The organism is Rhodobacter aestuarii, from assembly GCF_900156655.1.
Taxonomy (GTDB): domain Bacteria; phylum Pseudomonadota; class Alphaproteobacteria; order Rhodobacterales; family Rhodobacteraceae; genus Rhodobacter; species Rhodobacter aestuarii.
The window spans coordinates 193,682-219,009 of record NZ_FTOG01000001.1; the positions used below are offsets into that span (position 1 = coordinate 193,682).

Annotated in this window: 26 protein-coding genes; 23 read left to right on the plus strand and 3 right to left on the minus strand. The window is 61.3% G+C overall.

The window, feature by feature from the left end; all coding sequences use genetic code 11:
* Positions 1-191: 191 nt before the first annotated feature.
* The 13 genes from BW967_RS00830 to BW967_RS00890 all read left to right on the plus strand — a co-directional run bounded on the left by BW967_RS00830 (position 192) and on the right by BW967_RS00890 (position 14,197).
* Positions 192-470: an SH3 domain-containing protein gene (locus BW967_RS00830; RefSeq protein ID WP_076483146.1), complete on the plus strand. Its 279-nt coding sequence runs from the start codon at positions 192-194 to the stop codon at positions 468-470.
* Positions 471-697: 227 nt separating this feature from the next.
* Positions 698-1,765 carry an ABC transporter ATP-binding protein gene (locus tag BW967_RS00835; protein WP_076483147.1) on the plus strand — a complete coding sequence of 356 codons (1,068 nt, stop codon included), beginning with the start codon at positions 698-700 and terminating at the stop codon, positions 1,763-1,765.
* 111 nt (positions 1,766-1,876) lie between these two features.
* A complete protein-coding gene (locus BW967_RS00840; protein ID WP_076483148.1) occupies positions 1,877-2,890 on the plus strand; it encodes a Fe(3+) ABC transporter substrate-binding protein in 1,014 nt (337 codons plus the stop codon).
* Positions 2,891-2,903: 13 nt separating this feature from the next.
* Entirely contained in the window at positions 2,904-4,604 is a 1,701-nt protein-coding gene (locus BW967_RS00845) for an ABC transporter permease (RefSeq protein ID WP_076483149.1), read from the plus strand.
* Between the two features lie 197 nt (positions 4,605-4,801).
* Positions 4,802-5,569, plus strand: a complete 768-nt coding sequence (locus BW967_RS00850) for an SDR family NAD(P)-dependent oxidoreductase (protein WP_076483556.1) — start codon at positions 4,802-4,804, stop codon at positions 5,567-5,569.
* A gap of 57 nt (positions 5,570-5,626) precedes the next feature.
* Positions 5,627-6,406 carry a crotonase/enoyl-CoA hydratase family protein gene (locus BW967_RS00855; RefSeq protein WP_245826402.1) on the plus strand — a complete coding sequence of 260 codons (780 nt, stop codon included), beginning with the start codon at positions 5,627-5,629 and terminating at the stop codon, positions 6,404-6,406.
* 75 nt (positions 6,407-6,481) lie between these two features.
* A complete protein-coding gene (locus tag BW967_RS00860) occupies positions 6,482-7,531 on the plus strand; it encodes a TRAP transporter substrate-binding protein (protein ID WP_245826404.1) in 1,050 nt (349 codons plus the stop codon).
* On the plus strand, positions 7,528-8,061 hold the full coding sequence (locus BW967_RS00865; RefSeq protein WP_076483150.1) for a TRAP transporter small permease: 534 nt from the start codon (positions 7,528-7,530) through the stop codon (positions 8,059-8,061). Before BW967_RS00860 ends, BW967_RS00865 begins: the two co-directional genes overlap by 4 nt.
* Positions 8,061-9,380: a TRAP transporter large permease gene (locus BW967_RS00870; protein WP_076483151.1), complete on the plus strand. Its 1,320-nt coding sequence runs from the start codon at positions 8,061-8,063 to the stop codon at positions 9,378-9,380. The genes BW967_RS00865 and BW967_RS00870 overlap by 1 nt, the downstream gene beginning before the upstream one ends.
* Positions 9,381-9,392: 12 nt before the next feature.
* Positions 9,393-9,881 (plus strand): MarR family winged helix-turn-helix transcriptional regulator, encoded by a 489-nt coding sequence (locus BW967_RS00875; RefSeq protein WP_076483152.1) that lies wholly within the window; start codon positions 9,393-9,395, stop codon positions 9,879-9,881.
* Complete coding sequence (locus BW967_RS00880; RefSeq protein WP_076483153.1) at positions 9,878-11,707, plus strand: feruloyl-CoA synthase; 1,830 nt, start codon at positions 9,878-9,880, stop codon at positions 11,705-11,707. Before BW967_RS00875 ends, BW967_RS00880 begins: the two co-directional genes overlap by 4 nt.
* Positions 11,708-11,714: 7 nt before the next feature.
* Entirely contained in the window at positions 11,715-12,590 is an 876-nt protein-coding gene (locus tag BW967_RS00885) for an amidohydrolase family protein (RefSeq protein ID WP_076483154.1), read from the plus strand.
* Positions 12,587-14,197 carry an acyl-CoA dehydrogenase family protein gene (locus BW967_RS00890; RefSeq protein WP_076483155.1) on the plus strand — a complete coding sequence of 537 codons (1,611 nt, stop codon included), beginning with the start codon at positions 12,587-12,589 and terminating at the stop codon, positions 14,195-14,197. The genes BW967_RS00885 and BW967_RS00890 overlap by 4 nt, the downstream gene beginning before the upstream one ends.
* A gap of 61 nt (positions 14,198-14,258) precedes the next feature.
* Here BW967_RS00890 and BW967_RS00895 read toward each other — a convergent pair whose 3' ends face one another.
* Positions 14,259-14,693 carry a MarR family winged helix-turn-helix transcriptional regulator gene (locus BW967_RS00895; RefSeq protein WP_076483156.1) on the minus strand — a complete coding sequence of 145 codons (435 nt, stop codon included), beginning with the start codon at positions 14,691-14,693 and terminating at the stop codon, positions 14,259-14,261.
* A 149-nt stretch (positions 14,694-14,842) separates the two neighbouring features.
* On the opposite strand from BW967_RS00895, the gene BW967_RS00900 reads away from it, so the two are divergent.
* From BW967_RS00900 to BW967_RS00940, 9 genes are all read left to right on the plus strand, one after another.
* Complete coding sequence (locus BW967_RS00900) at positions 14,843-15,919, plus strand: cupin domain-containing protein (RefSeq protein ID WP_076483157.1); 1,077 nt, start codon at positions 14,843-14,845, stop codon at positions 15,917-15,919.
* A gap of 2 nt (positions 15,920-15,921) precedes the next feature.
* The gene (locus tag BW967_RS00905; RefSeq protein WP_076483158.1) at positions 15,922-16,488 is read left to right on the plus strand and encodes a maleylpyruvate isomerase N-terminal domain-containing protein; all 567 of its coding nucleotides are present in this window, start codon (positions 15,922-15,924) and stop codon (positions 16,486-16,488) included.
* 12 nt (positions 16,489-16,500) lie between these two features.
* On the plus strand, positions 16,501-17,196 hold the full coding sequence (locus tag BW967_RS00910; RefSeq protein WP_076483159.1) for a fumarylacetoacetate hydrolase family protein: 696 nt from the start codon (positions 16,501-16,503) through the stop codon (positions 17,194-17,196).
* On the plus strand, positions 17,193-17,840 hold the full coding sequence (maiA, locus tag BW967_RS00915; protein ID WP_217696363.1) for a maleylacetoacetate isomerase: 648 nt from the start codon (positions 17,193-17,195) through the stop codon (positions 17,838-17,840). Before BW967_RS00910 ends, maiA begins: the two co-directional genes overlap by 4 nt.
* A gap of 44 nt (positions 17,841-17,884) precedes the next feature.
* Positions 17,885-18,871, plus strand: a complete 987-nt coding sequence (locus tag BW967_RS00920) for a TRAP transporter substrate-binding protein (RefSeq protein WP_076483160.1) — start codon at positions 17,885-17,887, stop codon at positions 18,869-18,871.
* The gene (locus BW967_RS00925) at positions 18,868-19,362 is read left to right on the plus strand and encodes a TRAP transporter small permease (protein ID WP_076483161.1); all 495 of its coding nucleotides are present in this window, start codon (positions 18,868-18,870) and stop codon (positions 19,360-19,362) included. Before BW967_RS00920 ends, BW967_RS00925 begins: the two co-directional genes overlap by 4 nt.
* The gene (locus tag BW967_RS00930; protein WP_076483162.1) at positions 19,359-20,621 is read left to right on the plus strand and encodes a TRAP transporter large permease; all 1,263 of its coding nucleotides are present in this window, start codon (positions 19,359-19,361) and stop codon (positions 20,619-20,621) included. Before BW967_RS00925 ends, BW967_RS00930 begins: the two co-directional genes overlap by 4 nt.
* A 75-nt stretch (positions 20,622-20,696) precedes the next feature.
* Positions 20,697-21,908 carry a 3-hydroxybenzoate 6-monooxygenase gene (locus BW967_RS00935; protein ID WP_076483163.1) on the plus strand — a complete coding sequence of 404 codons (1,212 nt, stop codon included), beginning with the start codon at positions 20,697-20,699 and terminating at the stop codon, positions 21,906-21,908.
* 264 nt (positions 21,909-22,172) lie between these two features.
* On the plus strand, positions 22,173-22,913 hold the full coding sequence (locus BW967_RS00940; protein ID WP_139327775.1) for a hypothetical protein: 741 nt from the start codon (positions 22,173-22,175) through the stop codon (positions 22,911-22,913).
* Between the two features lie 64 nt (positions 22,914-22,977).
* On the opposite strand, the gene BW967_RS18640 is transcribed toward BW967_RS00940, so the two are convergent.
* On the minus strand, positions 22,978-23,139 hold the full coding sequence (locus tag BW967_RS18640; protein WP_175610404.1) for a hypothetical protein: 162 nt from the start codon (positions 23,137-23,139) through the stop codon (positions 22,978-22,980).
* A 25-nt stretch (positions 23,140-23,164) separates the two neighbouring features.
* The gene (locus BW967_RS00950) at positions 23,165-23,890 is read right to left on the minus strand and encodes an oligosaccharide flippase family protein (RefSeq protein WP_076483166.1); all 726 of its coding nucleotides are present in this window, start codon (positions 23,888-23,890) and stop codon (positions 23,165-23,167) included.
* 498 nt (positions 23,891-24,388) lie between these two features.
* Here BW967_RS00950 and BW967_RS00955 point away from each other — a divergent pair, with 498 nt between their 5' ends.
* Positions 24,389-25,261, plus strand: coding sequence for an EamA family transporter (locus BW967_RS00955; protein WP_076483167.1), 873 nt, complete (start codon positions 24,389-24,391; stop codon positions 25,259-25,261).
* The last annotated feature ends 67 nt before the right edge of the window (positions 25,262-25,328 follow it).

Consider the following 25,328-nt stretch of genomic DNA (forward strand, 5'->3'; position numbering starts at 1 on the left):
GCATGAGGAAGTCGTTAAAACATGAGGCATATTAACGCAAGGGCCGAAAAATATACGCCGCGCGGCTTGGAAAGCTTATCTGGGAGGCGGCCCCTTTTGAAGGAGACCGACGATTACGCCAGCCTCGTCAGTGCCCGTTGTCATTTGGCGTGATGGTGTCGTAAGGATGCTCAAACACTTCAGGACTGACAATGCGAACCCATTTTGCTGCCCTTCTCGTCCTCTTGATCGCGACCGGATGCACAGCCGGTTCTGGCGCCGTTGTCAAAGGTGCCGGACCAAATGATCTTCTGAAGCTGCGCGAAGGGCCGGGCCTTGAGCATGAAATCATCATCGGCTTGCCCGACGGGACGCGTCTCACCCGTCAGAACTGCGTCACAACTGATGGCAAAGTCTGGTGCCGGGTGTTCCTGACAGATAAACCGAGCGTCTCGGGATATGTCTCGGCGGATTATCTGGCGCATCGCTGAACCCGGTCGCCCCCGCGGCGCACGCTGGTCGCTGCGCCGCCCATCGGCGACTTAGCCTTGGCCTCTGTGCCGCATCGCGAAAATCTGGCACGGGCCACGGTGGCGGGGCTTAAAATGCCTGCGAAGGCTGATGATCTGGACTGACCCGCGCCCGAGGTGTTCGGTCATGCCAAGAAAAACCGTCAGGAAAGACTGGATTTCATGCGCCGAATGTTTAGCTTTGGCGCATGACAGAACGAGCCGCCCCCCCGCCGCCTCCTTGGCTTTCGATTGAAGGCGTCAGCCGCCGTTTCGATGGTGTTGCCGCGCTGAAGGATATTTCTTTCGCGCTCGGGGCCGGAGAAATTCTGTGCCTTCTGGGCGCATCGGGCTGCGGAAAGTCTACCTTGTTGCGCCTGATCGCGGGCGTGGAACGGCCAGAGACAGGCGCAATCACCTTGGCAGGGCAGGTTCTTTCTGGGTCGGGAGCGTTCGTGGAGCCCGAAGCGCGCGGCATCGGCTTCATGTTTCAAGATTACGCGCTGTTTCCGCATCTGAATGTGGCGGATAACGTGGCCTTCGGGTTGAAAGGCCGCCCGCGCGCCGAAGTGCAGGCGCGGGTGAACGAGGTGCTTACTGTCGCGGGTGTGGCGCATTTGGCGGATCGCTTTCCGCATATGCTGTCGGGGGGCGAAAGCCAGCGCGTGGCCTTGGCACGCGCGCTCGCCCCGCGCCCGCGGCTTTTGCTGATGGATGAGCCGTTTTCCAACCTCGACCAAGGCTTGCGCGAAACGGTCCGGGCCGAGACGTTGGCGCTCTTGCGGCAGATGCAGGTGGGGGCGATCATCGTCACCCATGACCCGAGCGAGGCCCTCGCCGTGGCAGATCGGCTGGCGGTGATGCATGCGGGGCAGATCGAAGCGCTGGACGGGCCGCGCCAGCTTTATCATGTTCCCCCAACACTTTATGTGGCGCAGTTCCTTGGCGCGGGCAATGTGGTGCCGGGCGTGGCGGAAAGGGGACAGATTGCAACGCCCTTGGGGGTGTTTCCGGCGCCCGACCTCGCGCAGGGGCAACCCGCACTTGCCTTCTTTCGCCCGCAAGCCCTGACGCTGTGCGACCTTGCCGAGGGGGCGGCGGCGCGCGTGCTGCGGCATGATTTTCTGGGGGCGCAGGAACGGGTCTTTCTGACGCTGGAAGAGGGGGGCGCGCCGCTACAGCTAGATCTGCCCGCGACCGCGCAGTTTCGCCTGCACGAGCGGGTGGGCTTGCGGCTCGATCCGGCGGCGGTCCGCGTCTTTGCGGCAGAGGGATAAAAATACGAGTATTAAAGTCAGAAATAATTCTTGATTGAATTAGTTGGTCATGGCATCGAGGGGGAGCCCGTTCCCGGGCGACACGACCTTTCCAGCCTTGGAGGCCTTGCCATGACCCTTTCCTCGCGTGCCACATTGCTGGCGACTGTGCTGTGCCTGCCCGCAGCCCTGAGCGCTGCAGAACTCAATCTCTACACCTCGCGCGAGCCAAAATTGGTTGAACCACTGCTGGAGGCCTTCACCGCCGAGACCGGAATTGCGGTGAACACAGTGTTTTTGAAGGATGGTCTGGCAGAACGGGTGGCGGCCGAGGGTGGCTCTTCCCCGGCGGATGTTCTGATGGCGGTCGATGTCGGCAATATGGCCGATTTCGTTGAAAAAGGGCTGACGCAGGCCATTACGTCAGAAGCCGTTCTCGCCGCCGTGCCCTCGACCCTGCGCGATCCGCAAAACCAATGGGTGGCGCTGTCGATGCGCGCCCGTGTGGTTTATGCGGCCAAAGAGTTGGACCTTGACGCAATCACCTATGAGGATCTGGCCGATCCGAAATGGGCGGGCAAAATTTGCATTCGCTCGGGCCAGCACCCTTATAACACCGGGCTCTTTGCCGCCTATCTGGCTCATCATGGTGCCGAGGCCACCGAAGCTTGGTTGAGCGGGATCAAGGCGAACCTTGCGCGCACGCCGGGGGGCGGTGACCGCGATGGCGCAAAGGATATTCTGGGCGGCATTTGCGATATTGCGGTGGCCAATTCCTATTATGTCGGGCTGATGCGCACGAATGAAAAGGACCCCGAGCAAAAAGCTTGGGGTGCGGCGATCAAGGTCTTGCTGCCCACTTTCGAAAACGGCGGCACGCATGTGAACATCTCGGGCGCGGCGCTTGCCAAACATGCGCCGAACAAAGCCGAGGCGGTGAAACTGCTGGAATTCCTCACCTCCGACGCGGCGCAAAAAATCTATGCCGAGGCGAATTTCGAATACCCCGTGAATGCGGGGGCAGAAGTGTCGCCGGTCGTGGCGTCCTTTGGCCCGCTTGCGATCGACCCGCTGCCGCTGACCGAAGTGGTGGCCAACCGCAAGGCGGCCAGTGCCCTTGTGGAACGGGTCGGCTTCGATAACTGAGGCCGTTCAGATCATGGCCGCGACCGATCTGATGCAAAGCCTGCTCCCGCGCAGGACATCCCGCCCCGCACTGGGGGGCGGGCGCCATTGGGTCTGGGGCAGCGGGTTCGTCGCGGCTTTGGTTCTGGCCCCTGTTCTGGCGCTTATCTGGCAAGCGCTTCAGGGTTCTGACGGGCTTTGGGCGCATCTTTGGGCCTATGTTCTGCGGCCCGCGCTTGGGCAGACCACGGTCTTATTGCTCGGTGTCGGCCTGATTGTCATCGTGCTGGGCACGGCATTGGCATGGCTGGTTGCGGCGCATGACTTTCCGGGCCGCAAGGTGCTGGATTGGGCGCTTTTGCTGCCGCTTGCCGTGCCCAGTTACATCATCGCTTTTGTCTATCTCGAACTGCTGCATCCGCTTGGCCCGGTGCAAGAGCTGCTGCGCGCGATTCTTGGTTATGATAACCCGCGCGACTTTCGCCTGCCCGATATCCGCTCCATGTCCGGGGCCATCTTGCTGCTGGGGTTGGTGCTTTATCCTTACGTCTATCTGCCGGTGCGGGCGATGTTTGCGATGCAAGCGGCGGGGCTTCTGGAGGCGGGGCGGATGCTGGGCTGCACGCGCACGCACCTGTTTGCGCGCCTTGCCTTGCCGCTGGCGCGCCCGGCCATCGCGGTGGGCGCCAGCCTTGCGCTGATGGAAGCGCTCAATGACATCGGCGCCTCTGAATTTCTGGGCGTGCGCACGCTCACCGTCTCGATCTACACCACATGGGTGACGCGGTCAGACCTGCCGGGGGCGGCACAGATCGCGCTGGTGATGCTGGTCGTGGTAGCCGCTTTGGTGGCGCTCGAACGCTTCGCGCGGCGCAAACAGCGCTTTGCGGGGGGCGCGCAGCGGATACGCCCGCTGTTGCCGGAACGGCTGACGGGTCTGCGCGGTTGGGCGGCGCTGGCGCTTGGCGCACTGCCCGTGGTTTTAGGCTTTGGCGCCCCGCTTTTTTGGCTGTTGTCAGAAGCGGTTGGGCGCATCGGGGAGGCGGGCATTTCCCCACAGCTTTGGGCCGAGATGCGCGCGACGCTTGGCTTGGCTGCGGCGGCGACGGCGGCGGTTTTGGCGGGCGGCATGGTCGTGGCCTTTGCCGCGCGGCTATGGCCGGGGGGCACCACCGCGACATTGGGCCGGTTGGCGAGCCTTGGCTATGCGATGCCGGGGACCGTGGTGGCCTTGGGCGTTTTGGTGCCTGTTGCGGGGCTGGATCGGATGATTGATCAGGGCGCGCAGATGCTTTTGGGCTTTGGCACCGGGCTTGTGCTGATCGGCTCCGGCGCGGCCTTGGTCTATGCGTATGTCGTGCGGTTTCTGGCCATGTCCGTGGGCGGGATCGACAGTGGGTTTGCGCAAATCCCCCGCGCGCTGGACCATGCCGCGCGCAGCCTTGGCGATGGGCCCGGAGCCAGCCTGAGGCATGTGCATTTGCCGCTCTTGCGCCCCGCGCTTGTGGCTGCCGCCCTTTTGGTCTTTGTCGATACGATGAAGGAGCTTCCCGCGACGCTGCTGTTGCGCCCGCTGGGGGTTGAGACGCTGGCCACCCATCTTTACAGCGAGGCCGCGCGCGGCACCTATGAAGATGGCGCGATCGCCGCGCTCGCCATTGTCGCTGCCGGGATTTTGCCGGTGATCGCACTGGCGCGCATCGGCCGCCGCAATGGTGCGGGGCGCAGGCCGTAGGCGTGCGGCCTCGGGCCCTCTACCAGTGCTGCCGGCGGGAAGTTCGATCCACAGCATCCATGCCTTTTGAGCCGTGCTGAGACGACATCCCTTTCCCTGATTGCCGCAAAACACCGCGCGAAAGCTTTTCCCAAAGTGTCTTGACATAAAGAGATGCATACTTATTGTTATTAACTGTAACAGTTTTGGTGGTGACGATGTTTGCAGGTTTCGAAGCAGCACTGGTCACGGGCGGAGGCAGCGGCCTTGGGCGTGCGACGGCGCAACGGCTTGCCGCCTCAGGGTGCCGGGTCGCGGTTTTGGACCGATCCGAAGAACAAGCCGCTGCCGTGGCCGCCGAGATTGGCGGCGTTGGGCTGACGGCAGATGTGTCATCCTCGTCGAGTGTTGCGGACGCCTTCGCCGAAGTGACAAAGGCGTTTGGAGCTGCCCCTAGGATCGTTGTGAATTGCGCTGGGATCGGCACGGCTGCGCGGATTTTGCCGCGAGACGGCGCTTTGCCGATCGCGCTTTTTGAGCGCACGCTGAAGGTCAATTTGCTTGGCACCTATATCGTCATGAGCCATGCGGCGCAGGCGATGGCCCCGCTTGATCCCGTTGGGGGCGATGGCGCGCGCGGGGTGATCATCACGACCGCCTCTGTTGCTTGGCAAGATGGCCAGATCGGTCAAGCGGCCTATGCCGCGTCCAAAGGGGGGGTGGCATCGCTGACCTTGCCCGCCGCACGAGAATTGGCCAGGCTTGGCATTCGCGTCATGTCCATCGCGCCGGGGCTTTTTGAAACCGCGATGACCGCAGGCCTGCCAGATGAGGCGCGCGCGGCGATCTCTGAATCCATCCCGTTTCCGCAACGCCTTGGCGCGCCAGAGGAATTTGCGCGCCTGGTCACGCAGATCGTTGAAAATCCGTTTCTCAATGGCGAGGTGATCCGGCTTGATGGCGCAGTGCGCCTTGCCGCGCGCTGAATGCCGTTTGCGACCGTTTTCCGGCCGCAGCCTCAACACCCATAAGAAGGACAGACCATGAACCGCCCCATGACCCGCCCACTTCTGGACATCGCCCTTGAGGGGCCAATCGCCACGTTGACGATGAACCGCCCGGGCAAACGCAACGCGATGTGCGACGGGCTTTTGGCCGAGATTGAGGCGTTTTTTGCGACCCCGCCGAAGGGCTTACGCGCGATCATCTTGACCGGAACCGAGGGCCATTTTTGTTCCGGGCTGGACCTTTCAGAGCATGTTCAGCGCGACGCCGAGGGAACGATGCGCCATTCGCGCAACTGGCATCGCGTCATGGATATGGTGCAGTTCTCGGGTGTGCCGGTGGTTTCTGCACTGTTTGGCGCGGTGATCGGCGGCGGGCTTGAACTGGCGACCGCGACCCATGTGCGGGTGGCGGAACCCTCGACCCGCTTTCAGCTGCCCGAGGGGCGGCGGGGCATCTTTGTCGGCGGTGGTGCCACGGTTCGGGTAGGCCGGATTTTGGGGGCCGACCGGATGTGCGAAATGATGCTGACGGGGCGCAGCTATAGCGCCGAAGAGGGGCTGCGGCTTGGTCTTGCGCATTATCTGGTTGGTGAGGGAGAGGCTTTGGCCGAAGCGCGCCGCTTGGCCGAACGCATTGCCGAAAACGCCCAGCTTTCGAATTTCATGATGATCCAAGCGCTCTCGCGGATCGACGATATGCCGCGCCAAGACGGGCTTTTTGCCGAAAGTCTTTGCGCTGCGGTCTCGCAGACAAGCCTTGATGCAGAAGAGGGGTTGCGCGCCTTTCTCGAAAAACGGTCGCCGAAGTTTAGGTAGGTCCGGCCTCGGGGAGGGGCACGGCTACCGACCGCTCGGCTTGGGAGGGCCGGGCGTCATTGAAGGGAGGACAACATGACCACGGGAATGACCCGTCGCGGGATGCTCGCGACGTTTGGCGCGGCATTGGCCACGCCCGCCTTTCTCCGCCGCGCGGCCGCTGCGGAGGTGACGCTGCGGCTCCACCATTTCATGCCCGCGATGACCTCGACCCAGACCCAAGTGTTTGAACCTTGGGCGAAAGAGCTGGCCGAGGCCTCGGACGGGCGGATCGAGGTGCAGATTTTTCCCTCGATGCAGCTTGGCGGCAAGCCGCCGCAATTGGTCGATCAGGTCCGGGGCGGCACCTGCGACATGGCTTGGACGCTGACCGTCTATACGCCCGACCGCTATCTGGTGGCCGAGACCCTGTCTTTGCCCTTCATGGCCACGAGCGCCAAACAAACCTCTGCGGCGATGCAGAGTTTGATGAGCGAATTTGGTCAAAACGAATATCGGGGCGTGAAGCCGCTGGCTTTCCATACCCATGCTGCGGGCAAGTTTCACATGTCGAAAGCGGCAGTTATGGGGGCGTCGGATATGAAGGGCTTGCGGGTGCGCAGCCCCAATAAGACGACGGGCGATCTCTTGGCGCGCCTTGGGGCGGAGCCCGTGTTCTTTCCGGTGACCGAAATGGTCGTGGGGCTTTCAAACGGGGTGATTGACGGCTGCTGTCTCCCCTATGAGGCTGTTCCCGCACTCAAACTGCATGAGCTGACGCATGAACATTCGGCGGCCGCTTCCGGGGCGCGGGGGCTTTATACCAACACCTTTGCGCTGGTGATGAATGAGCGGGTCTATGAACGCCTGCCCGATGATCTGCGCGGCGTGATTGATGCCGCCTCGGGGCCGGTGTTGTCGGACCGGATGGGCAGCAATTTCGACACCTCCGAGGAGGTTGGGCGGCAAGCGGTGCTCACGGCGGGCAATGCTATCCACGAGATCCCCGCAGAAGAGATTGCTCGCTGGCGCGAGGCTGCCGCGCCGATCCATGAAAACTGGACCCGCAAGCTTGAACAAGCCGGGCTGGATGGTCCCGCCATCATGGCGCGTGCCAATGCGCTTTTGGACGGGTCCACGTCATGACGCAGGCAGACACAATGTATGAAGTGCAGGCGCCGCCCTTGCGGCGCTCTCTTTGGCAGCTTTGCACCCTATCGGCGGGACTGGGTGGGGCGGCAATTTTTGCCGTTTCGCTCGGCGTCACGACTTCGGTCGTGATGCGCAATCTGGGGCTTGGCGGTTTGCGCGGCGATTTCGAGATGACAGAGATCGCCAGCGCGGCCTGCGCCAGCCTGTTTTTGCCTTTGTGCCAGTTGCGGCGCGGGCATGTGATGGTTGATCTGTTCACAGGCTGGTTGCCTCGCCGCGCGCGTTTGTCGCTGGATGGCGTTTGGACGCTGCTCTTTGCGCTGTTTTGGGCGGTTGTGGCCTGGCGGCTCTGCCTCGGGCTTGAGGACATGCGCGCCTATGGCGATCGCACCATGCTTTTGGGCGTGCCGGTCTGGTGGGTTTATTGTCCCGCCATCTTTGGCACCGGGCTGTCGGCGCTTGTGGCTTTTGATAGCGCGCTTTGCCTGCTGCGCGGGCGCGAGCCGCAAACGGAGTGCGCGTGATGGATCAGACCCTGATCGCGCTGGTGATGATTGCCGCGATGCTGACAGCCGTCTTCTTGCGTGCGCCGGTGGCGCTTGCGATGGGTGGAATTGGCGCGGCTGGCTATATGGCGCTCTCTAGCGCGCCCGCGCTTTTGAGTTATCTTTCATCGGCTTGGCCGGACAAGTTCATGTCCTATGAGCTCGCCATCGTGCCGCTTTTCATCCTGATGGGGAATATCGCCACGCGCACGGGCATTTCGGCACGTATCTTTGCCGCCTCAAACGCTTGGATTGGGCATTATCGCGGCGGGCTGGCCATGGCTTCGGTCGCGGGCTGTGCGATGTTCGGTTCGATCTCGGGTTCCTCGCTGGCGACAGCTTCAACCATGGCACGGGTGGCTTTGCCCGAAATGAGCCGCAGCGGCTATTCGGGGGCGCTGGCGGCCGGTTCGCTTGCCGCAGGGGGCACGCTTGGCATTCTGATCCCACCTTCGGTGGTGTTGATCATCTATGCGATGCTGACCCAGCAAAACATCGTCAAACTGTTTTTGGCCGCGACGATCCCGGGCACATTGGCGGTGATCGGCTTCACGCTGGCGATCATGGTCTGGGTGCGACTTTTCCCCGAGGAAGGCCCGCGCCACGCGCGTGCCTCGTTCAAGACCCGGCTGCGGGCCTTGGCGGGCGTGTGGTATGTGGTGGCAATTTTCGGCGGTGTGCTGGGTGGTATCTATGGCGGGCTTTTTACCCCTGCCGAGGGCGCTTCGGTCGGGGTGGTGGTGATCGCTTTGGCCGGCGTTCTGACACGCTCGCTTGGCCCCAAGGTGCTGCTCGACTGCCTGATCGACACGGCTGTTTCTTCCGCGATGATCTTCGCCATCGTCTTTGGCGCCGATCTGTTCAACGTCGCGCTGACCTTGTCGCGCATGCCGGTGGCGCTTGCAGATTGGGTGGGGGCGATGGGGCTCGGTGCGATGACCGTGCTTATGCTGATGATCGTCTTTTATCTTGTGATGGGCTGCGTGATGGACAGCCTGTCGATGATTTTGCTCACGGTGCCGGTCTTCTTTCCGACCGTGATGTCGCTCGATTTTGGGCTGACGCCCGAGGCGCAGGCGATCTGGTTCGGTATTCTGACGCTCGTGGTGGTGGAATTGGGCATGATCACGCCCCCTGTTGGCATGAACCTTTTCGTCATTCGCGCCATGTCGCGCGAGATTTCTTTGGGCCAGATCTTCCGCGGAACCACCCCCTTCATCGTGTCAGAGTTCAGCCGGATTGCCCTTTTGGTGGCTTTCCCGGGGCTGAGCTACTGGCTCGTGCAGATTATGAACTGAAAGGACCGCTGAATGAAACGCATCAAAACAAGCCCCGCCTCGGCCCCCGCGCTGAAGGATGCGAACCTGCGCAGGTTCATGGGCTACAATATGAAGCGCGCCTATCTAACCATCGATGCCGGGCTGCGCCCTGTGCTGGAGGGGCTGGGCCTGCGCCCAGCCACCTTTTCTGCCTTGGCGGTGATTGTCGATAACCCGGACATCACCCAGACCATGCTGGGCCAAGCGCTGCATATCGAGCGCTCGGGCGTGGTGCTGATCGTTGATGATCTGGAAGCCGCCGATCTGATCACCCGCAACAAGGTGGAAGGCGATCGCCGCTCTTACGCTTTGCGACTGACCTTGAAGGGCCGCAAGCTTTGGGCGCGTGCGCGCCAAATGGTCGAAGACCATGACAATCTCATTCTCGCGGGCCTGAGCCCGCAAGAGCGGACTTTGCTCAAAGACCTGCTCAACCGCATCGAGACCGCCCCCCTCGCAGAACCCGGAGAAACGACATGAATATCGTCACTCAGAACTGCACGCTCTCTGACGCCCATCTGCCACATAGTGTCCGGCTCGAGTACCGCGACGATGGCGCGATGATCTTGCGTTCCGCGCATCCGCTGGACCCGTCGGTGGCCTCAACCGGGGATTGGCTGCACCGCTGGGCCGCCGTGACGCCGGACCGGGTGTTTTTGTCGGAACGCGCGGGCGCGGGATGGCGCGAACTGACCTATGCGCAGGTCTTGGCGCATGTCCGGGCGATTGGTGCGGCGCTCTTGGCGCGTGGGCTTGATGCGAAAACCCCGATCGTGATCCTATCCGGCAATGGCATCGACCACGCGCTGATCGCCTTTGGGGCGCAATATGTGGGCGTGCCGGTTGTGCCGGTGGCCGAGCAATATTCCCTGATCCCCGAGGCCCATTCGCGGCTGAGCTATGTCTTGCGCAAGGTGCGCCCGGCGATGGCCTTTGTGGAAAATGCAAAAACCTTCGCCGCGGCCTTGGCGCTGCCCGATCTGGATGGGGTTGAGATCGTCGCCTCCCAAACCGAAGGCGCGGGGCGGGCCGTCACCCCCTTTGCCGATCTACTGTCGGCGGAGCCGGATATTGGCCTTGATATCGCCCATTCAAAGGTTGGACCGGACACGGTGGCCAAGATCCTTTTTACCTCGGGGTCGTCTTCCGATCCGAAGGGGGTTTTGACCACACAGCGGATGATGTGCGCCAATCAGGCCCAGATTGCCTCGGTCTTGCCGTTCTTGAAGACCCGCCCGCCGCGCATTCTGGATTGGCTGCCGTGGAACCATGTTTTTGGCGGATCGCACAATCTCAACATGATGCTGGCCAATGGCGGCACGCTTTGCATTGATCACGGCAAACCCACCTCTGCTGGCTTGCCGACCACGCTTGCCAATATCCGCGAGCGGATGGGCACGATGTCCTTCAATGTGCCGGTTGGCTATTCCATGCTGGTGCATGAGATGGAGCAAGACAAAGCCCTGCGTGAGGCGTTTTTCCAAGACCTTGATCTGATTTTCTACGCGGGCGCGTCGTTGCGGCAAGAAGTCTGGACCCGGTTGGAAGACTTCGCACGCGAGGTGAGCGGGCGTGTGCCGTTGATGATTTCAAGCTGGGGCCTGACCGAAACCGCCCCCGCTTGCGTCATGCTGCATGAGCCGGTCACGCGCTCGGGCCTGATTGGTGTGCCCTTGCCAGGGGTCGAGGTGAAGCTCTTGCCCGACCCGGATCTGCGCTGCGAGATTCGCGTGCGGGGCCCCAATATCATGCCCGGCTATTTCGAAGATGCCGAACGCTCTGCCGCCGCTTTCGATGATGAAGGGTTCTTTGTCACCGGCGATGCGGTGCGCTTTGTCGATCCACAGCACCCCGAGCGCGGGCTCGTCTTCGATGGACGCGTGTCAGAAGATTTCAAACTGACCACGGGCACGTGGGTGCAAGCGGGGCGGCTGCGGATGGAGGCGCTCGAACAGCTGCGCGACCTTGTGCAGGATGTCGTGATTTGCGGCCATGACCGGGGTGAGATCGGGCTCTTTATCTTCCCCAAGCCCGATCATGTTCATGGCGACAACACCTCGGAAGGGGCGGTCATCGACCCGGTTTTGCAAATCGAGATCGAGGCCGTGATGCGCGAAATGGCCCGAAAGGCGACGGGGTCGGCCAAGCGCATTTCACGCGCCCTGATCTTGGCCGAGCCGCCCTCGCTCAAGGATGGTGAGGTGACCGACAAGGGCTCGCTCAATGTGCGCAAGATCATCACCCGCCGCGCCGATCTGCTGGAGCGGCTTTATGACAACGAAGATCCCGGTCTGATCCGGGTGTGAGGCTGACATGCTCGATTTTACCAATATCCGCGCGATCGACTTTCATACCCATGCCGAAGAGCCCTGTGGCTGCCACGATGATGATGGCTATGACGATCTGCAATCTTCGATGGCGCAATACTTTGGTGCGCCTTGGAACCACCCGCCCACGATCCCGCAAACCGCCACGCATTATCGTGCGCAAAACATCGCTGCGGTGATCTTCCCCGTCGATGCCGAACGCGAGACCGGCTATCGGCGATATTGCAATGAAGAGGTGGCCGAACTGGCGGCAGAGCATTCTGACGTGCTGATCCCCTTTGCCTCGATTGACCCGCATAAGGGCAAGCTTGGGGCGCGCGAAGCCCGTCGGCTGGTGGAAGAGTTCGGCGTGCAGGGTTTCAAATTCCATCCAACGATGCAGGGCTTCTTTCCCAATGATCGCTTGGCCTATCCGCTTTACGAGGCGATTGCCGAAACCGGCAAGCCCGCGCTGTTCCATACTGGGCAGACCGGCGTTGGCTCTGGGATGCGCGGCGGCAATGGGATGCGGCTGAAATACTCCAACCCGATGTATATCGACGATGTGGCGGTCGATTTCCCTGATATGCCGATCATCTTGGCGCATCCCTCTTTCCCGTGGCAGGAAGAGGCGCTTTCGGTGGCAACCCATAAGCCCAATGTTTGGATTGATCTTTCCGGTTGGTCGCCGAAGTATTTCCCGGAAATCCTTGTGCGTTATGCTAACACGCTTTTGAAGGATCGGATGCTTTTTGGCTCTGACTGGCCGATGATCGCGCCCGAAAAATGGCTTGATGCTTTTGAAAAGGCGGGCTTTCGCGATGATGTCCGGCCCCGCATCCTCAAGGATAATGCGCTCAAACTGCTGGGGGCCGCGCCATGACCTCGTTTTCAGCTCCGGTGGAAGATATTCTTTTCGCGCTAGAGGTGGCGGGCGCGCCGCAATTGCCCGAGTGGGATGGCGATCTTGCGCAAGCTGTGCTCGATCATTTCGCCGCTTTTGCGCAAGGCGAGATCGCGCCGCTCGATGCGCTCGGCGATGCGCAAGGGTGCCGCCTGGAGGCGGGGCAGGTGCGCATGCCCGATGGCTTTGGCCATGTCTACGCCAATTACGTGGACCAAGGCTGGCACGCTCTGTCTTTGCCAGAGGCGCTGGGCGGGCAGGCGGCGCCCGCGCCCCTCAGCGGCGCTGTGTCAGAGATTTTTGCGGGGGCCTGTCATGCGCTCGAAATGGTGACGGGCCTTGTGCCGGGGGCCGCGCGCGTGTTGCTGCGTTTCGGATCAGAGGCGCAGCAGGCCAAGCATCTGCCCGATCTCGCTTCAGGTGCAGCGCTGGCGACGATGTGCCTGACCGAACCCGGCGCAGGATCAGACCTTTCGGCCATCCGCACCCGCGCCAAGCGGGAGGGGGAGGGCTGGCGGATCACTGGGGAGAAGATTTTCATCTCGGGCGGGGGGCAGGATATGTCTGAGAGCATCCTGCATCTGATCTTGGCCCGTACGGGTTCGGCCGAGGCGGGGGTGAAGGGATTATCGCTGTTTCTTGCGCGCTCTGGCGGGGCCTTTGGGGCGAATGGGATCGCGGTGGCCCGGCTTGAGGAAAAGCTTGGCCTGCATGCCTCTCCGACCTGCCATATGGTGTTTGACAAAACGGAAGCGGAATTGATTGGGGAAGAGGGGGCGGGGCTTACCTCCATGTTTACGCTGATGAACCATGCGCGGTTGGACGTGGCCTTGCAGGGCGTGGCCCATGCGGCGCGGGCGCATCGGATCGCCATGGCACATGCGTTGGAACGCCAGCAGGGCCGCTGCCCCGATGGCAGCCCCGCGCGGCTGGTAGATCATGCCGATGTGCGCCGCATGTTGGACCGACAACGGGCGCTTGAACTGTCCAGCCGGGCCATGTGCCAGTTGGCGCTGGTCGAAATGGCGCGTGGCACCCGACCCGAATTGCTTGAGTTCTTGACGCCGCTTGTCAAAATTGCCGCGACCGAGGCTGGGATCGAGGCGGCCGATCTCGGCATCCAGATCCTCGGGGGCTATGGCTATCTGACCGAATATCGCGTGTCGCAAACGTGGCGTGATGCCCGCATCACCTCGATTTACGAGGGCGCGAATGGCGTCCATGCCGGTGCCTTGGCGGGGCGGTTGTTGCGATGGAAGGGTGGGGCTGCGGCCACCGCTTTCGCAGAACTGGTGCGTGACTTGGCGCCAGAGGTTCCTGAGGTCATGCAAAAGCTCGCGCAGTGGCGGGAGATGCGATCCGAATTGCTGATTGCGTCAGATCCTGGGGCACAGGCGTGGGAATTTGCCCAGCTCTCTGCGCGGCTGCTCCAAACAGCCTTGTGGCATCGCATGGCGATGATGGCCGATCACGCCCACGATCCTGCGGAAATCCGCCGTCTGGCGGCGCAGCATCTGCCCACGTCTTCAAAAGGCGGGCGAGGTGTCGCGGTGGAACGTGCCCCAGAAACGGTCATGCTTTCCTGACCCCATGCGACACGGGCGGTTTGGCCTGTGATCCTTTGACAAAACCGCGACGGTGCCGATCTTACGAGGCGTCGTCGCGGTGGATTGCTTTGGTTAAAAGCGCGATCAGTTGCGTGCGCTCCGCCGCATCAAGATTGTCGAGCATCTGATCTTGTGCCCGCCGTACTGCGGGCCAAACCGTGCGCAAAAGCGCTGCCCCGCGGTCGGTGAGCTGTAGGTTGCGGGCGCGTCGGTCGGTTTTTGACACGCTGCGTTCAACCAGCCCGCGCGCTTCGAGCCGCGCAACCACGCCGCCGATCGTCACCCTGTCATAGGCAATTGCGGCCGCCAAGGTGGCCTGCTCGATCCCCGGTTTGCGCTCAAGTGTGGCCAGCGCCGCAAATTGCACCGGTGTCAGGTCGAACCCCGCTGCCTGCGTTTCTGCCGTAAAGGTCGCCACCGCCTGCTGTTGCATGCGGCGGATCAGGTGGCCGGGCAGGGTTTTGATCGTTTCCATCTTTTCCTTTTACGGCATGGGGTTGTGCGGCTCAAGCACGGGCTGATGCGAGACAAATACGATGACTGAGATTCATCATTATTGACACGTATACTTATAATTAGCATACTTACAAATATCGAATCGTCTTGGTTTAGGGAGGACCGACGATGCAAAACGCCATGCAGCCGGCGGAAAGTCCGGCGCTGCGTCAGCTTTATTCTGATTTCAAAACACAGCATCTGAACCCGCTTTGGACCCAGCTTGGGGATCTGATGCCGCGCCATCCACGCCCAAAAGCGCAGGCCCATCTGTGGAAATGGGCCGATCTTTATCCGCTCGCACAGGCTTCGGGAGAGCTTGTGCCGGTGGGCCGGGGCGGGGAGCGGCGCGCCATTGGGCTCGCCAATCCGGGGCTGGGCGGGGAAGCCTATATTTCGCCAACCCTCTGGTGCGCGATCCAATATCTTGGCCCGAAAGAGACCGCGCCGGAACATCGCCATTCGCAAAATGCGTTCCGCTTCGTGGTGGAGGGCGAGGGGGTCTGGACGGTGGTCAATGGTGATCCGGTGCGGATGTCGCGCGGCGATTTTCTGCTCACTCCGGGGTGGAACTTCCACGGCCATCACAATGAGACCGATCAGCCGATGGCTTGGATCGACGGGCTCGATATTCCGTTTTCATTCCAAAATGATGTGGGGTTCTTCGAATTTGGCTCGGATCGGGTGACCGATTATGCCACGCCGCAATATTCACGGGGCGAGCGGCTTTGGTGTCATCCGGGGCTGCGCCCGCTTTCGCAGCTTGCCAATACGGTCTCGTCGCCGATTGGGGCCTACCGTTGGGACTATACCGATGCCGCGCTGAGCCAGCAGTTGCTTTTGGAAGAAGAGGGGCATCCGGCGACGGTGGAGCAAGGCCATGCGGCGGTGCGATATGTGAACCCGACCACCGGCGGTGATGTGATGCCAACGATCCGGGCCGAGTTCCATCGCCTGCGTCCGGGCATCGAAACGCCGACCCGGCGCGATGTGGGCTCGACGGTGTTCCAAGTCTTTGAAGGGCGTGGTGCGGTCGCTATGGGCGGGGTAACGCATCAGCTTGAAAAGGGCGATATTTTCGTGATCCCCTCTTGGATCGCATGGTCGCTTCAGGCCGAGACGATGCTGGATCTCTTTCGCTTCTCGGATGCGCCGATCATGGAGCGGTTGAATTTTGACCGCAGCTTGATTGAAGAAACCACTTGATCATGGCGGGCGATTTGGACATGGCCCGCGCCGCGTTGATCGCGCGGCAAGGGACAGGTGCGCGTTATCAGGCGGCCACGGCTCCCGCGCGCGCCTTGGAACTGGCCCGGCTTGGCACGGCCTATTTCGCGCGGCGGCTCAATGGTCTCGAAGATGGGGCATTGGGGCAAGCCTCAGCGCGCGCGGGCTGGAGCCGGGCGCGGGTGGTGGCTTCGGTGGCGCTACAGGCGCGCGAGATTGCACAACTGCTTGAGGCCGCCAGCGGGCAGAGACCCGAGGATTGGGCCGAGACCGATCTCGCCGCGCTAGAACTGGCCGAAACCTTGCCGCCGCGTGCTCTGCGCCATCTCTTTGCCCATGCCGCGGTGCATCTGGAAGTGGTGTGGCGCGATCTGCCTGCGGATGCTTGGGCCGAAACGGTCCAGCTTTCCACCGGGGCGGTCGGGATCGCGCAAACACCGAAATTGCGCGCCGAGGTGCTTTGGCTTGGGGCGCTTGATCTCGCCAATGGCGCAAGGCTGCGCGACCTGCCCAAGGATCTTCAGGCCCAAGGCCTGCCCGAGCATTGAAAGGATACCACGATGACCAACCTGTTCCCGTCTCCCGAATGGCCCACTGTGCCGGTTTTGGGTGAAGGCGCCGCCTATCCGGTGCATCGGATCTTCTGTGTGGGGCGCAATTATGCCGCCCATGCCGCCGAGATGGGCGTGGCGGTGGACCGCGAGGCCCCGTTTTACTTCACCAAATCCGCGCTCACCACCACGGCTTCGGGGGCAACCATCCCCTATCCGCCGGGGACCGAGAATTTCCATTATGAAATGGAACTGGTGATCGCCATCGGGGCGCCCCTTTTCAAAGGCGACAAAGCCGCCGCAGCGGGTGCGATTTATGGCTATGCCTGCGGGCTCGATATGACGCGGCGTGATTTGCAGCTTGAGGCACGGGCGAAACAGCGGCCGTGGGATTTGGGCAAAGATGTCGAACAATCGGCCGTTTTCGCCCCAATCACAAAGGCCGCCGCCGTCGGGCCGATTGGTGGCCAACGGATTCATCTCACCGTCAATGACGAAATCCGGCAAGATGCGAAGCTCGACGATCTGATCTGGAAGGTCGAAGAGATCGTCTCCCATTTGTCCCACTACTATCACCTTGCGCCGGGCGATTTGATTATGACCGGCACACCAGCAGGCGTGGGTGCCGTTGTCGCGGGCGATGAAATCAAGGGCGGTATCGACGGGCTTACCCCCGTGGAACTGGTGATCGGAGCGGCAACATGATCAAGGTTCATGGCTATTTCCGCTCATCAAGTGCCTATCGGTTGCGGATCGCCTTGAACCTGAAGGGCGTGAAAACGGACTTCACTTCGGTGCATCTGCGCAAAGACGGCGGGCAGCAGAAAACTCCGGCGTTTCGGGCCCTGAATCCGCAGGCTTTGGTGCCGGTGGTGCAAGAGGGGGATTTCCGGCTGACGCAATCGCTCGCCATCATCGAATGGCTTGATGAAACGCAGCCCGGCCCGAAGCTTATGCCCGAGGATCCGAACCTGCGCGCACAGGTCCGTGCCTTTGCACAGGTGATCGCTTGCGATGTGCATCCGCTACAAAATCTGCGCGTGCTGGACTATCTCAAAGCCAATTTTGAGGCCGATCAGGCCGCGCTCGATGCTTGGTGTGGGCGTTGGATTCGCGATGGATTGGCCGCATGTGAGGCGCTTTTAGAGCAAGGCCCCGAGCACCCGTTTTGCTTTGGCGATCACCCGAGCCTTGCCGATATCTGCCTTGTGCCACAGGTCTTTTCTGCGGCGCGCTTTGGTGTCGATATCGCCGATTTGCAGCGCATCAACCGTATTTCCAGCGCCTGCGAAGCGCTGCCGGCCTTTGCACAGGCCCATCCAAAAAATCAGCCGGACCGAGAGGATTAGGGAGAGCCCCTCGCTCCGCAGGCCGTCATACAGGGAGGAGAGCTATGACATTTGCCAAAGCAAGCCGCGCCACAATTTTGGCCGCGTTGATGAGCACGGTCGCGCTTGGCGCGCAGGCGCGTGAATTGCGCATGGGGGTGATCACGCCGCCAAGCCATGTCTGGACCAAGGTGGCCAATCGCATTGCGGAAAAACTGCCCGAAGCGACCGAGGGCGGTCTGACGCTCGCTGTCTTTCCTGCCGGGCAGCTTGGCTCGGAACAGGAGATGTTTCAGCAAATGTCAGCGGGGCTTTTGGATGCTGGTCTGATGACCGCCGCCATCACGAGCCTGCGTGCCCCGTCGATGCAGGGCTGGTTCACACCCTATCTTTTCGCCGATGTGGGCGAAGCGGTGCAGGCGTCAAGCCTTCCCGCCGCGCAAGCCATGCTTGATGAGCTTCAAGCCGCGAGCCTGCATGGCATGGGCTATACGTTTGCCGGGATGCGCCAAATCCTGATGAAGGACGCCGCAGCCCAGTCGGTTGCGGATCTGAGCGGTCAGAAAATTCGCATCGTGCCCTTTCCGGCGATGAAAGTTTGGTGGGGGGCAATTGATGCGGTGCCGACACCTGTTAACCTGACCGAAGTCTATCAAGCCTTGCAAACTGGGCTGTTGGATGGGATCGACATCGACCTTGATGCGCTTGTTGGGCTGAAATTTGACGAGGTGGCAAAGGGGCTGACGGTTACCAATCACATGGCCTTCCCATCGGTGATGATGGTCTCAAACCCGACTTGGATGAGCCTCTCGCCCGAAGAGCAGGCGGCTTTCACCGCAGTGGTGGACGAAGCGCTTGCTTGGGGCGCGGATCAGCAGGTGGAGGCCGAAAAGGCCAATTTGGCAGCCCTCGAAGGCAAGCTTGAGATCGTGCATCTGGCCGACGGTGCCGCGGTTTTTGCCGCAGCCAACGACGCCGTGGGGCAAAGCTTCGCGCAATATCCGCTGATCGCGCAGTTTCAGGCCGAAGTTGCCGCGGAGCAAGGCAAGTGAGCCTCTTTGGCACGCTTTCTGACGTGCTGGTCCAGTTAGAACGCTGGGCCAGCCGCGGGCTTGTGGTGCTGTTCGTGGGGCTTATCGCCGTGAATGTGGCGATGCGCTATCTCGCGGGGCGGCCCCTTGTCTTTGCCGAAGAATTGGCGGCGATTTTGCTTGTTTGGCTGACCCTTGTCGCGGTGTCGATTTCGATCCGCGACAAGGCCCAGATTGGCGTCACGCTTTTGCTCAATATGCTGCCGCGTCGGGTGCAAATGTGGGTCGATCTGCAGATCTGGGCGCTGATCGCGATCATGCTGGCGCTGTTGCTGCAAGCGGGGCTTGGCTGGGTCACCTCGCCCTCGGTGGGGTTTGAGCAGGTGATCACCACAGGCTGGGCGAAGGCTCCTTTCTTTTGGATCTTTCCGATCTTCTGCCTGACGGCGCTGGTGCATGTTTTGGCGCATCTGAGCACGGCAGTCGCGGTCTTGCGGGGGGCATCCGCATGACCGGGGCTGTTTTTCTGGCACTTATGCTCACCGGAATGCCCATTGCTTTCGTGCTGATTGGGGCGACGCTGGCTTTCGTGGCTTTTACAGGCAACACACCGATCTTGAACGCGATCCCGCAGATCGCCTTTGGCTCGGTGGAAAATTTCGATCTGCTCGCGATCCCGCTTTTCGTTTTGTTGGGCGAGATCATGAATGAAAGTGGCCTGACCCGGAGGATTATCTTGGCGGTGCGGGTCTGGCTGACGCGCTTGCCGCATAACCTTGTGATCGTGAACCTGATCTCCAACCTTGCACTGGCGGCAATCATGGGCTCTGCGACGGCACAGATGGCAGTGATGAGCCGCGTCGTGGTGCCGGAAATGGAGCGTGATGGTTACGATCGCGGCTATGCGGCGGCGCTCACGGCCTCGGCCGGGCTTTTGGGGCCGATCATCCCGCCCTCGATGGTGTTCATCATCTATGGGGTGATCGCGCAGGTTTCGATTGCCGATATGTTCACTGCGGGGATCGTGCCGGGGATCACCCTTTTCGTTCTGATGATCGGCATCGCGTTGTGGCAGGCGGGGCGCAACCATGTGCCGCCGCCCGCAGAGGCGGGGCAGGTGCCTGTGTCGCGCTGGAAGGCCACCTTGCCGGGGCTCGTAACGATGCTGATCCCGCTCAGCATCGTGGGCGGCATCACCGCTGGCGTCTTTACCCCCACCGAAAGTGCGGCAGCGGCGATTGTTTTGGCGCTTGTCTTTGGCGCGCTCGTGTTTCGGGAATTGCCGCTGCGCGCGATCCCGAAAATTCTTGATCGCACCGTGTCCAACTCGGCCATCGTGTTGTTTTTGATCATGACCGCCAAGGTCTTTGGCTGGGTTCTGACCTATAATCAGGTGCCCCAAGCGGTGGCGGCCTTTATCACGGGGCAGTCCGATGATCCGACGATCTTCATGCTGTTGATCATGCTGGCGCTGACCGCTGTCGGGATGTTCCTCGACGGGATCGCGGCGCTGATCATCCTCACGCCGATCCTTTTGCCGGTTGCCGTTGGTCAATATGGGATCGACCCGATCCAGTTTGGCGTGATGATCTCGCTCACCTTGGTGCTGGGGCTGCTGACTCCGCCTGTCGGTACGGGGCTTTATATCGCGGCCGCGCTTTCCAAGGTCACGATCATGCGGCTTTCGCGCTTGGTGCTGCCCTATGTCGGCGCGGCGGTCTTTGTGATCCTTGCGACGATCTTTTTGCCTTGGATGGTCCACCCGTTTTAAGGCGGGCCATCCTCGCACCACCCATCCCATCATCATCAGGGCCCGACCCGTCGCGGCCACAGGAGGAGACTTGCCATGACCAAAGACCTTCCCATTTTGATCGCCGGGGGCGGCATTGGCGGCTTGGCCGCCGCCATTGGCCTTGCGCAAAAGGGCATTGCCACGCTGGTGCTGGAAAAGGCGCATCAGCTTGGCGAAATTGGTGCGGGCATTCAGCTTGGCCCAAATGCCTTTCACGCGTTTGATTATCTGGGCGTGGGCGATGCGGCCCGGTCGCTTGCCGTCTATATTGATAATCTACGGCTGATGGATGCGATTTCGGGCAGCGAGATCACCCGCATCCCGCTCGATGAAGCGTTTCGCACCCGCTTTCGCAACCCCTATGCGGTGATCCACCGGAGCGATTTGCACGCCGCCTTTCTGCACGCTTGCGAGGCGCATCCACTGGTGACTTTGCGCACCGCAGCGGAGGTGGTGGATTACGACCAAGATACCACAAGCGTCACGGCAACGCTGGCCTCTGGCGAGCGGCTGCGCGGTGCGGCTCTGATCGGGGCAGATGGGCTTTGGTCCAAGGTGCGCCAAAAGCTGGTGGGCGATGGCGCGCCGCGCGTTTCGGGCCACACCACCTATCGTTCGGTGATCCCGACCGATGACATGCCCGAAGATCTGCGCTGGAACGCAGCGACGCTTTGGGCCGGGCCAAAGTGCCATATCGTGCATTATCCGCTCAAGGGCTGGAAGATGTTCAACCTTGTCGTCACTTATCACAATGATGCGCCAAGCCCAGAGGCCGCCGTGCCGGTGGACCATGACGAGGTGCGCACTGGTTTTGCCCATGTCGCGCCCGTGGCACGCCAGATCATCGACCGCGGCCAGAATTGGAAGCGCTGGGTGCTGTGCGACCGTGACCCGGTGACAAACTGGATCGACGGGCGGGTGGTGCTTTTGGGCGATGCTGCGCATCCGATGCTGCAATATTTCGCGCAAGGGGCCTGTATGGCGATGGAAGATGCCGTGGCGCTGGCGCATTGCCTAGATCATCACGCCGGGTTGGATGCGGCCTTCGCCGAATACCAACGCCTGCGCGCCTTGCGCACCGCACGGGTGCAACTCCAGTCGCGCGAAATTGGCCAGCATGTCTACCACCCCGCGGGGGCCCACGCGGCGCTGCGCAACGCAGTCATGAGTTCGAAAACGCCTGAAAACTGGTATGACATCGTCGATTGGCTCTATGGCTCAACCGGGCTTGAAGGCGCGGTTTCCGCCGAAAGTCACGCCGCTTGAGCCGATGAAATCGGTCCGTCTCGACAGTGGATTGAGAACAGGATTCACCCTGGCTGTGGTGAGAGTCAGGGTGATGATGCGCCTTACTGATTGAGGCATAACCGCTCATTCTGTGTTCTTTGTTGTTCTCAAGGGGCTTCGCGCGTAGGTTGAATGCCGTTGGTGTTGCAAAGAACTTGCACCACAGACTTTCCCTGCTTTGCCGCAGCTATCGCGGTCGTGCTGGAAGATTTTCCAATGACCTCAAGCATAAGGGCGCGAATGATGAGCGTTGATTTCATGGACCAAAAAGAGGCCGCCTTGGCGCTGGCCGAAACCGTGCGTGTCGACTTGGTCGGGGCGCTGACGGAAACGGCCTTGGCCCGTTTCGCGGATTTCGACCTAAGTGATGATGCAGCAAAAGCTGCGGCACAAGCCATGGCGAGTGCCGAGCTTTCGCTGGCACTGGGGGGCGGCGTTGCCGAGGCGCTTGTGGCGCCTGAGGATTTGGGGGCCGCTGAGGCTTGGAATGCTGAAATCGGGGCACAAATTGCCGCCTATGCCGCCGAGGAAGGCTTGGGCGAGGCCGCGCTTGAGAGTTTGGTGGTCGACGCGCTCGAAACCGGGCTGTTGGCGATTGGGGATGTGCCTGAGGGCGATGTTCCGTTTTGGCCGGGGCCAAGCGAAACTTGGCAAAATCTCGCCCGCCCGGTGGGCGACACAGACCCGCCCGGCGGCACTGGGATCAAGCCGGTATATGACGAGGCCGCCCACCCGGTGATTGGCGACACCAGCCTCGTTCTTGATGCGATGGCCGAGGATTTCTTCGTCTTTTTCGAAACCAGTCTGGCCGAAAGCGGGGTTGAGAGCGACTTTGTGGACTTTGAAGGGCTTAGGTCTGTCGCGGATCATTGGGCGCAAACCGTCTGGGTCGCATGTGCGGAAGAGGGCGCGATTTCGGAAACCTTCTGGGCGGATCTAATTGAGTCGTTCTCAAGCGTCGTTTCCGGGGCACTTGAGGGGTAGTGTGCGGTCGAAAGTTGGTCTGGCGCCGCCGGCGACGAACAGTCTTCACTGCCTCGGTGCGTGTTCAGCACGCGGCTTTTGGGACCGCATCGCCGGAGGTTTCCAGGTCGATATTGAGGACATCGCGGATCGCGGTCACCGCATCGACCGCGTTTTCGCGCATGTAAAGCTCCACCTCATAGAGCTTGGTATCGACAAGATACCGATACCAAAACCCCTGAAGCACGTGGAACGCGGTCCCGGCGCGACCATCAAGGAAGCCATTCGCGATTATGGATTTCCTCACCGGTATTGATGCGCGCAGGCAGGTTGCGCCGCATCAGTGCAAAGCTCATCAAGATGGCAGCTAAGGTCGCGCTCAGTTGTAGCCCAAGAACCCCCAGCGCGCCGTAAGGCCAGACCCATGCACCGAGCGTGATCACCAAAAATACCATCAGTGTCGGTCGGAACAATTGCTCGCCGAGCCCGCCCAATACGACCTTTTGATGCCCTGATAGGATGCCACGCTGCACCTGCTGCCAACTGAGCGCAGGGACCAGCAAAATAACCAAGGCGACAACGATACTTTCCTTTGGGTCCCAAGGCCAAAGACCGGTTTTTCGCCCAAGCCACCACGCTGCCGCCGCCAAAAGAGCCAAGGTGAGGCTCACCAAGCCCATCAAACGATACCCCCACTGGGTCAGGCCAGCGCTTACGGTGGGTGTATTTTTTGCCTCCGCAATGGCGATCTCGCGCATCAATAAGGTAGGAAGGCCACCTGTAAGCGGGAGCGCCAAGAGCGTGGCGACACTGATCGCAAAAGCGAAAATCCCGAATTCCGTGACACCGAGCCCGCGCGAAAGAAGCGCTGTTACGATCAGGCCCATCCCGACCGAGGCAAAGCGAAGTGCGGTCAATCCCACCGCCCCGCGCAGGTATTTCCCGCCGCGTCCCAGCAGGCCAATCGTATTATGTACCGTTGCTGGCGTTTGAAACATTCATATCCTGTGCGTCTGATCGATTGATCTGCGTCCTAGGCTACACAGGCTCGCACCCAAGCCAAGGCATAGAACCGCATCTCCGAAACATCTATTTGGATGGAATCGCGCACCACCTTTGCGCTTCAATAGCTTAGATAAGTTCGCCTTCAGGTTGAATTTGAATTTATACCGATTTTCGACGATTTGTCACTAGAGCGCGGGGCCGAGAGGCTGGGCTGATCCACGGTTATTCCCGCGCGAATTGACGCATCATCCCCTTTGGGAGTGGCTTGCGGGGTCCGCATTCTGAGAATGAAGTTGCCCTCATCGGCTCTTCCCGCATAGGCTCCGCTTATCGACTGAGTGGCAACTAGGGTTCCGGGCACAGTGCCGCTGGACCGAGCGTTGCAGAGACCGGGGTGTTCCCGGCTGCACCCAAGGGACAAAAGCCCAGGGGAGGAGACGTCGAGATCAACCGCGCCATCGCCGCAAGGGCGGGCGCAAAAGGGGGTCTCTATGACGCTTGCCTCATTGCTGTTGGTTGTTCTGGCCTCGTTTCTCCATGCCAGTTGGAACTTGCTTGCCAAACGCGCGGCCTCGGCGGGGCCGGTTTTTGTGCTGGCCTTTAGTTTGATTGCTTGGGTGATCTATACGCCCTGGGTGGTTTGGCTGATTTGGCACGGTGGCTTCGCGCTCAGTTGGATGGGGGCGGGCGTTTTGCTCGCCAGTTCGGTGCTGCATCTGGGCTATAACCTGTGCTTACAGCGCGGCTATCAGCGGGCCGATCTTTCTGTCGTGTATCCCGTGGCGCGCGGCACCGGGCCGATGCTGTCCACCCTTGCCGCCTTTGTGGTCTTTCGCGAGCCCCCAACCAGCGCGGGTGTGGCGGGGCTGATCGCTGTGGTGGGCGGCATTGTCCTGATTGCCACGCAAGGCAACATCGCCGCCTTTCGCCGCCCCGAGGGGCAAGCGGGCGTGCGCTGGGGCCTGGCGACGGGCGGCTTTATCGCCAGCTACACGGTGACAGATGCTATGGCGGTGAAGATGCTGGGCATTGCGCCTGTTGTGCTCGATTGGGTGTCGAACCTGCTGCGGGTTCTCATGCTGTTGCCAATGGTGCTTGCGAACCCCGCGCGGGCGCGCGCTGCGATGCGTGGGCATTGGATCACGGCGCTGGGCGTGGGGATTTTGTCGCCGCTGTCTTACATTTTGGTGCTGACTGCGCTCACCCAAGGCGCGCCGCTGAGCCTTGTGGCGCCAATGCGCGAAATGTCGATGATGGTGGGCGCTTTGATGGGGATGCTGATCTTGCGCGAAACCGTGGGGCGCTGGCGGCTGATTGGTTGCGCGGTGTTGATTGGCGGGGTGATCTTGCTCTCTCAAGGCTGATCTTGCCACGCTCTGTGCTTGTTTCGAACCCAAAGCCGTGGTTCCAATGGGGTGAGCCGTTTCAACC